Source organism: Massilia sp. 2TAF26 (assembly GCF_052115005.1).
GTDB lineage: Bacteria > Pseudomonadota > Gammaproteobacteria > Burkholderiales > Burkholderiaceae_D > Telluria.
Window position 1 is genome coordinate 17,283 of the sequence record NZ_JBFRFV010000014.1, and the last position, 9,201, is coordinate 26,483.

10 protein-coding genes are annotated in these 9,201 nt (G+C 65.3%); 5 read left to right on the forward strand and 5 right to left on the reverse strand.

All coding sequences use genetic code 11. The annotated features are described in order from the left end of the window. Window positions 1–2: 2 nt before the first annotated feature. Together AB4Z32_RS15640 and AB4Z32_RS15645 are read left to right on the forward strand one after the other, a co-directional pair. The gene (locus AB4Z32_RS15640) at window positions 3–779 is read left to right on the forward strand and encodes a 5'-3' exonuclease (protein ID WP_442122776.1); all 777 of its coding nucleotides are present in this window, start codon (window positions 3–5) and stop codon (window positions 777–779) included. Between the two features lie 17 nt (window positions 780–796). Continuing rightward, a complete protein-coding gene (locus AB4Z32_RS15645) occupies window positions 797–1,183 on the forward strand; it encodes an ANTAR domain-containing response regulator (RefSeq protein WP_442122777.1) in 387 nt (128 codons plus the stop codon). 38 nt (window positions 1,184–1,221) lie between these two features. Here AB4Z32_RS15645 and AB4Z32_RS15650 read toward each other — a convergent pair whose 3' ends face one another. From AB4Z32_RS15650 to AB4Z32_RS15665, 4 genes are all read right to left on the reverse strand, one after another. Beyond that, window positions 1,222–2,892: a methyl-accepting chemotaxis protein gene (locus AB4Z32_RS15650; protein WP_442122778.1), complete on the reverse strand. Its 1,671-nt coding sequence runs from the start codon at window positions 2,890–2,892 to the stop codon at window positions 1,222–1,224. A 72-nt stretch (window positions 2,893–2,964) separates the two neighbouring features. Then, entirely contained in the window at window positions 2,965–3,441 is a 477-nt protein-coding gene (locus tag AB4Z32_RS15655) for a chemotaxis protein CheW (protein ID WP_442122779.1), read from the reverse strand. Window positions 3,442–3,652: 211 nt separating this feature from the next. Beyond that, window positions 3,653–4,762 carry a tRNA 2-thiouridine(34) synthase MnmA gene (gene mnmA / locus AB4Z32_RS15660; RefSeq protein WP_442122780.1) on the reverse strand — a complete coding sequence of 370 codons (1,110 nt, stop codon included), beginning with the start codon at window positions 4,760–4,762 and terminating at the stop codon, window positions 3,653–3,655. 2 nt (window positions 4,763–4,764) lie between these two features. Then, a complete protein-coding gene (locus AB4Z32_RS15665) occupies window positions 4,765–5,271 on the reverse strand; it encodes an NUDIX hydrolase (protein WP_442122781.1) in 507 nt (168 codons plus the stop codon). Window positions 5,272–5,528: 257 nt separating this feature from the next. Between AB4Z32_RS15665 and AB4Z32_RS15670 the strand changes: the two genes are divergently transcribed. The 3 genes from AB4Z32_RS15670 to AB4Z32_RS15680 are packed head-to-tail and all read left to right on the forward strand — an operon-like array spanning window position 5,529 to window position 8,476. Next, window positions 5,529–6,641, forward strand: coding sequence for a Re/Si-specific NAD(P)(+) transhydrogenase subunit alpha (locus AB4Z32_RS15670; protein WP_442122880.1), 1,113 nt, complete (start codon window positions 5,529–5,531; stop codon window positions 6,639–6,641). Window positions 6,642–6,656: 15 nt separating this feature from the next. Beyond that, complete coding sequence (locus tag AB4Z32_RS15675) at window positions 6,657–7,010, forward strand: NAD(P) transhydrogenase subunit alpha (protein WP_442122782.1); 354 nt, start codon at window positions 6,657–6,659, stop codon at window positions 7,008–7,010. Next, the gene (locus tag AB4Z32_RS15680) at window positions 7,007–8,476 is read left to right on the forward strand and encodes an NAD(P)(+) transhydrogenase (Re/Si-specific) subunit beta (protein ID WP_442122783.1); all 1,470 of its coding nucleotides are present in this window, start codon (window positions 7,007–7,009) and stop codon (window positions 8,474–8,476) included. Before AB4Z32_RS15675 ends, AB4Z32_RS15680 begins: the two co-directional genes overlap by 4 nt. 4 nt (window positions 8,477–8,480) lie before the next feature. Here the strand turns inward: AB4Z32_RS15680 and AB4Z32_RS15685 are convergent, their stop codons facing one another. Then, window positions 8,481–9,200: a class I SAM-dependent methyltransferase gene (locus AB4Z32_RS15685; protein ID WP_442122784.1), complete on the reverse strand. Its 720-nt coding sequence runs from the start codon at window positions 9,198–9,200 to the stop codon at window positions 8,481–8,483. Between the last annotated feature and the right edge of the window lies 1 nt (window position 9,201).

The following is a 9,201-nucleotide window of genomic DNA, read 5'->3' on the forward strand; positions in this document are numbered from 1 at the left end:
GTATGGCAAAGCTGCTGGCCATCGATGGCCTGAACATCGTCCGCCGGGTCTACGAGGCCAGTCCGGAGCCGGACTCCGACCTGAAGGCCAGCATCGCCCTGCGCCACGCCTTCTCGTCCTTCCGCAAGCTGCTGGAGGCGCATGCGCCGACCCACGTGCTGGCGGCCTTCGACTACGGCGGCCAGACCTGGCGCCACGCCCTGTATCCGCGCTACCGCGAGGGACGGGCGCCGATGCCCTCGGACCTGCGCAATGCGCTGCCGGAATTCCACGAGCGCCTGCGCGCGGCCGGCCTGCACGCGCTCATGATTCCCGAGGTCGAGGCCGACGACGTGATCGCTACCGGCGTCATGCGCTGGCTGTCGGAGGGCAGGGGAGATGCGGTGGTCGCCACCACCGACAAGGACCTACACGCCCTGATCGCCCATGGCGCCCTGGTGTGGGACCATTTCAAGGGCGAGTGGCACGACGACGCCTGGGTGCGCAACAAGTTCGGCGTGGCGCCCGAGCGCATCCATGACCTGCTGGCGCTGATGGGCGACCCGACCGACGGCGTGCCGGGCGTCTCCAAGATCGGCATGAAGACCGCGGCGCGCCTGCTGAACGCCTACGGCGACCTGGACGCGGTAATGGCCGGCGCCGGCATCCTCAAGACCCCGCTGGGCGAGCGCCTGCGCGCCGAGCGCGAGATCCTCGAGGTCTCGCGCAAGCTGGTCGACCTGAAGACCGACGTCAGGCTCGGGGTGAGCTGGAAGATGCTGGCGTGGGACGCCAACTGAGGAAGGACAGGAAAACCATGATGCTCAAGGCAGTGATTGTCGATTCGAACGCGATCTCGCGCGGCCTGCTCAACACCGTGCTGACCGACGGCGGCTACGAAGTGGCCGGCCAGACCCATACCAGCCTGCTCGGCTACGCGCTGGCGCAGAAGCACCGCCCGCACATCTTCTGCATCGCGCGCGAGCAGGTCGAGGACGGCAACGACGTGGTCGAGCAACTGCGCACCCATCTGCCGAAGACACTGATCTTCATGGTTTCCGGCACCCTCGACGCACCCGCGGTGCAGGCCGCGCTGACGCGCGGGGTGCAGGGCTTCATCGTCAAGCCCTTCAAGGCGGAGACCGTACTGCGGACCATTCGCACTACGGTGCTGAATATCGTCAGGCAGCATCGGGGCGCCTGAACGTCTTAGAGAAGCCGCGGGGGCGACGGACGTTCTTATTAAAACGCTTCCCACTCCGCCGCCACCGGCTCCTTGCGCTGCGCCGGCTTAGCCGCCTGCGCCAGCTTCGGCGTTTCCACGCGCTTCAGCGGCCTGGAAAGCGTCGGCGCCACGGCCTGCGCCGCGCCCTCCACCTTGAACACACTCACCGCCTGCGCCAGGCGCGCCGCCTGGTCCTGCATCGCTTCGGCGGCCGCCGAGGTCTGCTCCACCAGCGCCGCATTCTGCTGGGTGACTTCATCCATCTGTGCGATCGCCCGGTTGATCTGCTCGATGCCGCTGCTCTGCTCGTGGCTGGCGGCGGTGATCTCGCTCATGATGTCGGTCACGCGGCGCACGCCGTCGACGATTTCGCGCATGGTGCTGCCGGCTTCGCCGACCAGCTTGCTGCCGTTCTCGACCTTGCCGGTCGAATCCACGATCAGGGCCTTGATCTCGCGCGCCGCGGCGGCGGAGCGCTGGGCCAGGTTGCGCACTTCGCCGGCGACGACCGCGAAGCCGCGGCCCTGCTCGCCGGCGCGCGCCGCTTCGACGGCCGCGTTCAGCGCCAGGATATTGGTCTGGAAGGCGATGCCGTCGATGACGCCGATGATGTCGGCGATCTTGCCGGAGGCATCGTGGATCTCGCGCATGGTGCCGACCACCTGCTCGATCACGGCGCCGCCGCGCGCCGCCACGTTCGAGGCCGATTCCGCCAGCACATTGGCCTGGCGCGCGTTGTCGGCGTTCTGCTTGACGGTCGAGGTCAGCTCTTCCATCGACGACGCCGTCTCCTCCAGCGAGCTGGCCTGCTGCTCGGTGCGCGAGGACAGGTCCAGGCTGCCGGCCGCCACTTCGCCCGAGGCGGTGGCGATGGTGTCGGTGCCGCTGCGCACGGTCCGTACGGTGCGCGCCAGGCTTTCGTTCATCGCCTTCAGGGCCTGCAGCAGCTGGCCCATCTCGTCGCGGGTGGTCACGTCGATGTGGCTGGTGAGGTCGCCGGCGGCGACGGTATTCGCCACCTCCAGCGCACGCGCGACCGGCACCGCGATCGATGCCGAGATGCGCCAGGCGATGACGCCCGCCATCACCAGGATGGCCAGGCCCAGGCCGATCATCAGCGTGCGGGTTTCCGAATAAGTGAGTTCGGCGTTGTCGCTGGCCGCCGCCACGGCGGTCTTCTGCAGCTTGATCTGCTCGTTCAGGACCTTCTTGTAGGCCAGCAGCAGGGGGCGGAATTCGCTGGTCAGGTAAGCCTTGGCGCCATCGATGTCGCCGGCGCCGATGCGCTTGAGCAGCTCGTCCTGGTCCTTGACGAACGTGGCGTTGTGCTCGGCGGTCTGGTTGGCCAGCTCGCGCTCCGCGCCTGCGGTGGTCTCGGCGTGGTAGCCGTCGAGGATGGACTGGATCGTGGCGCGCGCCTTCATCACGTTGGCGGTCTGCAGCTTGCGGTCGGCCGGATCGTCGTTGAGCATCTGGTTGCGCAGCGCCACCGAGATGTTGTTGGTCTGGTCGAGGATCGAGGTCGCCGCCTCGATCTTCGGCATGCGTTGCTGCACGATGTCGCGGGCACCCTGGTTGACGCGGCCGAGCATGGTCACGGCCAGCACGAGAACGACGATCAGCATGGCGCAGATGATGCCGAAGCCCAGCGCAAGGCGGGTGCGCAGTTTGAAATTACTGAAATTCATGATGTTGTTGGAGGTGAAGCGAGATGAGGCAGACAGCCGCGGCGCATGCCGCGGCCGTGGGAGGCAGTACTGTCAGGCGGCGGACCGTGCGGCGGCCAGCAGGCCCATGTCTTCGGAGCTGAGCAGCTTGTCGATGTCGAGCAGGATCAGCATGCGCTCGCCGACGGTGCCCAGGCCCTGCAGGTATTCTGCGGCGACGCTGGCGCCCAGGTCCGGCGCGGCCTTGATCTGGTCCGGCGTCAGGGTCACGACGTCCGACACGCTGTCGACCACCATGCCGATCGTGTGGCCGTTGATGTTCAGGACGATCACCACGGTGAACGCGTCGTAGGTCGGGTTGCCGACATTGAACTTGATGCGCATGTCGACGATCGGCACGATGATGCCGCGCAGGTTGACCACGCCCTTCAGGTAGTCCGGCGCGCTGGCGATGCGGGTGACGTTGTCGTAGCCGCGGATTTCCTGGACCTTGAGGATGCTGAGCGCATATTCTTCCGCGCCCAGCCGGAACGACAGCACTTCTGTCGCGTTGTTGGTGTCTTCAGCCATTGCTGCTCCTGTGTGCAAAATTTGCCGTGCGGCAACATTAGTGAAGATTACGATATTTCGGCGCGCAGTTCGATGGAGAAATGGCAAGCGCGGCTAAAAATCGTGAAATTTTGCGGAAGGGTGCAACAGTCGACTGCGGACACGTACGTGTAAACGTCGTCCACGCCTTCGCGGGGACGACGATCAAACGCCGCGGGCTACGAGTACGGGATCAAACGCCAGTGGCGCTATCGATAATCCCACCACCCAAGCAAACATCCCCGTCATACAGCACCGCCGATTGTCCGGGCGTCACCGCCCATTGCGGCTCGTCGAAGCGCAGGCTGAAGCGGTCCAGGCCTTCCGGCGCCACGCTGCAGGCGACGTCGGCCTGGCGGTAGCGGGTCTTGGCGGACAGTGCGCGTGGAGCAGGCGCTTCGCCGGCGATCCAGCTGGCCTGGCCCGCGCCAAGTTCGGCGGACAACAGCCAGGGGTGGTCGTGGCCCTGCACGATGTAGAGGGTGTTGCTGGCGATGTCCTTGCGCGCCACGAACCACGGCTCGCTGGTGCCGTCCGCGTTCTTGTGCGACTTCAGGCCGCCGATGCCGATGCCCTTGCGCTGGCCCAGGGTGTAGAAGGACAGGCCGACGTGTTCGCCGACCGTCTGGCCGTTGTCCAGCTTGATCGGGCCCGGCTTGTGCTGCAGGTAGCGGCCCAGGAATTCGCGGAAGGGGCGCTCGCCGATGAAGCAGATGCCGGTCGAGTCCTTCTTGGCCGCGTTCGGCAGCTGCAGCTTCTCGGCGATCTTGCGGACCTCGGTCTTGGGAATCTCACCCAGCGGGAACAGGGCTTTCGAGAGCTGCGCCTGGTTCAGGCGGTGCAGGAAGTAGCTCTGGTCCTTGGTCGAATCGAAGGCCTTCAGCAGCTCGAACTTGCCGGTCCCCGGGTTCTGGCGCACGCGCGCATAGTGGCCGGTCGCGATCAGGTCGGCGCCCAGTTTCATGGCGTGGTCGAGGAAGGCCTTGAACTTGATCTCGGCGTTGCACAGCACGTCCGGGTTCGGGGTGCGGCCGGCCTGGTACTCGCGCAGGAATTCCGCGAACACGCGGTCCTTGTATTCGGCGGCAAAGTTGACGGCTTCGATGTCGACGCCGACCACGTCGGCCACGCTGGCCGCGTCGATCCAGTCCTGGCGCGTCGAGCAGTATTCGGAATCGTCGTCGTCTTCCCAGTTCTTCATGAACAGGCCGACGACTTCATAGCCCTGTTCCTTCAGCATCCAGGCCGCGACCGAGGAGTCGACGCCGCCCGACATCCCGATCACGACTTTTTTCTTGCTCATGCTTACGTTACGTCCGGTTTGATTGAAAGACCGCCATCGAATACCGTATGGTCGGTGTACAGCAGGTCGAGCTCAGTGCGCTTGCCGGCCAGGTAGTCGTCCACGCACTTCAGCACGATCGGGCTGCGGTGGCGCTCCTGGCAGGCCGCCAGTTCGTCGCGCGTCATCCACAAGGTGCGCAGGATGCCCTCGTCGAGCGGCTGGTCGTATTGCCTGCCCGGCCTGCCGCAGAAGGTGAAGCGCAGGTAGGTGACGTCGGTGCCGCGCGACTTCGAGTGGTAGCGCGAGATGTACATGCCGACCAGCGCCTCGGGGACGAACTCGTGGGCGGTTTCTTCCATGGCCTCGCGGATCACCGCCTGTTCGAGCGATTCGAATGGGTCGAGGTGGCCGGCCGGCTGGTTCAGCCGGATGCCGTCGCTGGTTTCCTCTTCGATCAGCAGAAAGCGGCCGTCATCGCGCTGAATGATCGCAGCGACGGTCACTGATGGTCTGAAGGTATGGGTCATGCGCGTCCTTGTAGTGTGCCGACATTTTACCTTGATGGCACAGCCATTGCTTGCACGCACGCTGCATTGCAACAGTTCTGGTCGGACTTTTTGCTTGATTTGATACAAAAAACGGCGGGATATCCCTAGGTCTGTAACACGTTGGGCAGGAAAATTGCCGGTCTGTTTACGAAATACCACTGATCGATATTGACAACTGCTCTTGTCGACTTTTGCATGCTAGATTGTAGACAGTTTATCAATTTTGCGGAGGCATGATGAAGATTGGTGTGCCGGCCGAAACCAGGCCAGGTGAGACACGCGTCGCAGCAACGCCCGAAACCGTCAAGAAGCTGGCAGCCCAGCACGAAGTCATCGTGCAGTCCGGCGCCGGCTTGCATGCTTCCGTAACCGACGATGCCTATGCCGCCGCCGGCGCCCGCATCGGCAGCGCCCAGGAAGCCTTCCAGGCCGAGCTGGTGCTGAAGGTACGCGCCCCGAACGCGGACGAGCGCACCCTGATGGCCCCGGGCACCGCGCTGATCGGCATGCTGAACCCTTTCGATACCGAGAACCTGGCGGCGATGGCCGACAAGCGCCTCACCGCCTTCGCCCTGGAGGCCGCGCCGCGCATCACGCGCGCGCAGTCGATGGACGTGCTGTCGAGTCAAGCCAACATCGCCGGTTATAAAGCGGTGATGTTGGCCGCGAATGCCTATCAACGCTTCATGCCGATGCTGATGACGGCCGCCGGCACGGTCAAGGCGGCGCGCGTGCTGATCATGGGCGTGGGCGTGGCCGGCCTGCAGGCGATCGCCACCGCCAAGCGCCTGGGCGCCGTGATCGAGGCCTCCGACGTGCGCCCGCCGGTCAAGGAGCAGGTCGAGTCGCTGGGCGCCAAATTCATCGACGTCCCTTTCCTGACCGACGAAGAGAAGGAGATCGCGCATGGCGTGGGCGGCTATGCGCGCCCGATGCCGGCCGACTGGATGCGCCGCCAGGGCGAACTGGTGCACGAACGCGCCAAACTCGCCGACATCGTCATCACCACCGCCCTGATCCCGGGCCGCAAGGCGCCGGTGCTGATCTCGGAAGACACGGTGCGGGCCATGAAGCCGGGCTCCGTCATCGTCGACATGGCGATCGAGCAGGGCGGCAACTGCCCGCTGACGGAACTGGGCCGGACCGTGAATAAATATGGCGTGACCATCATCGGCGAGCCCAACCTGCCGGCCCTGGTGGCGGCCGATGCCTCGGCCCTGTACGCGCGCAACGTGCTCGACTTCCTGAAGCTCATCGTCGACAAGGAAGGCAAGCTCGCCATCGACCGCGAGGACGAGATCGTGCGCGCCGTGATGGTGTGCGCGGATGGCGAAGTGTTGCGTAAATAAGTGGAGGAGCAGAACATGGAAATCAGTCACACGATCATCAACCTGATCATCTTCGTGCTGGCGATCTACGTCGGCTACCACGTGGTGTGGACCGTCACGCCGGCCCTGCACACGCCGCTGATGGCGGTGACGAACGCAGTGTCGGCCATCATCATCGTCGGCGCCATGCTGGCGGCCGGCCTCACCGAGGGCATCACCGGCCAGGTGGCGGGCACCATCGCGGTGGCGCTGGCGGCCGTCAATGTGTTCGGCGGCTTCCTGGTCACCCAGCGCATGCTGGAGATGTTCAAGAAGAAGGAGCCAAAGGCAAGCAAGGCCGTCGCGGGCGACAAGCCCGGCAACGGCATCGGTGCCAAGGAGGCAGCATGAATTTCATCAGCATGAATATGGTGACGCTGCTGTACCTGGTGGCATCGGTGTGCTTCATCCAGGCCTTGAAAGGGCTGTCCTCGCCGTCCTCGGCGCGCATGGGCAATGCCTTCGGCATGACCGGCATGGCGATTGCCGTGGTCACCACGATCGCTTTGATGTTCAAGCTGCAGGAACAGATCCGCACGGGCGGCATGGGCTTCGGCCTGGTGCTGCTGGGCGTGGTGGTGGGCGGCGCCATCGGCACCGTTGCCGCGCGCCGGGTCGAGATGACCAAGATGCCGGAACTGGTGGCCGCCATGCACTCCCTCATCGGCCTGGCCGCGGTCTGCATCGCGATCGCCGCCGTGTCCGAGCCCTGGGCCTTCAATATCGCCGAACGCGGCGCCGCGCTCCCCTTCGGCAACCGGCTGGAACTGTTCATCGGCACCTTCGTGGGCGCCGTCACCTTCTCGGGCTCGGTGATCGCCTTCGGCAAGCTCGCCGGCAAGTACAAGTTCCGCCTGTTCCAGGGCGCGCCGGTGCGCTATCCGGGCCAGCACATCATCAACCTGCTGGTGGCGATCGCCATCATCGCGCTGGGCCTCGTGTTCTGCTTTTCAAGCGGCACCGGAGGAAGTAATACAGCGGCCTGGACGCCCTATATCGTGATGACCGTGCTGTCCTTCATATTGGGCGTACTCATCATCATCCCGATCGGCGGCGCCGACATGCCGGTGGTGGTGTCGATGCTGAACTCCTATTCGGGCTGGGCGGCGGCCGGTATCGGCTTCTCGCTGAACAACTCGATGCTGATCATCGCCGGCTCGCTGGTGGGATCGAGCGGCGCCATCCTCTCGTACATCATGTGCAAGGCGATGAACCGCTCCTTCTTCAACGTGATCCTGGGCGGCTTCGGCGGCGAGGCGGTGGACTCCAGCGCCGGCGGTGCCAAGGAACAGCGTCCGGTCAAAGCCGGCTCGCCCGAAGACGCCGCCTTCATCCTGCAGAACGCGGAATCCGTGATCATCGTCCCGGGCTACGGCCTGGCGGTGGCGCGCGCCCAGCACTCGGTGAAGGAACTGGCCGAGAAGCTGACCGAGCACGGCGTGCAGGTGCGCTACGCCATCCACCCGGTGGCGGGCCGCATGCCCGGCCACATGAACGTGCTGCTGGCCGAGGCCGAGGTGCCCTACGACCAGGTGGCCGAGATGGAGGACATCAACGGCGAATTCGGCCAGACCGACGTGGTGCTGGTGCTGGGCGCGAACGACGTGGTGAATCCGGCCGCCAAGGACCCGAAATCGCCGATCGCCGGCATGCCGATCCTGGAAGCCTATAAAGCCAAGAGCATCATCGTCAACAAGCGCTCGATGGCCTCCGGCTATGCGGGCCTGGACAACGACCTGTTCTACCAGCCGAACACGATGATGGTGTTCGGCGATGCGAAGAAGGTGATCGAGTCCATGGTCAAGGCGGTCGACTAAACGATCACGCCTTGCGCAGCAGGTCGACCCGGAACGGGGCCAGGAAGTTCGCCCCGTCCGGGCCCAGGTGGGCCTCGAATGTCGACTGCACCTGCGCGTACAGCGCGGGCGACAGGCGATGCTCGGTATGCGTCACCTGGATCACCTTCCGTTCGAAGTCGGCAAAGCTCCTGTACTTCACCTTCGCGCGGAAGAAGGTCTGGGACACCAGCTCGAACAATCCCTCATCGACGGCCGCACGGGTCGCCTCGAAGGCGGCCGCGCGCACTTTCTCCTCGTCGTGGAAGAGGCGCAGGATCTCGTTGTAGTCGCCGCCGAACACCGGTTCCGAGATGTACACCAGGCCACCGGGCGCCAGCACCCGGTGCATCTCGGCGAACGCCTGGCCCAGCAGGTCGAGCGGTACGTGGTGCAGGGACTTGAACAGGAAGACCGCGTCCACGCCGGCATCCGGCGCGGGAATCCGCTGCGCCCCGCCCAGTGCGAAACGCACGCCGGGCAGGTCGTCGACCAGCAGGTTCTTGTCGTGCTGGATGCGGTCGACCTCCAGCGCCAGGATGGAGGCGAAGCGGCCGCCGGCGGCGAGCAGCCGGGTCTGGCGCCCGGTGCCGCAGCCCAGTTCCAGCGCCCGCGCCGGCATGGACGCCAGCGGCAGGGCGCCGAGCAGCACCCGTTCGTCCAGCACGGGCCCGCCGTCCGCGTCGGCGATTCGCATCGGCGTCATC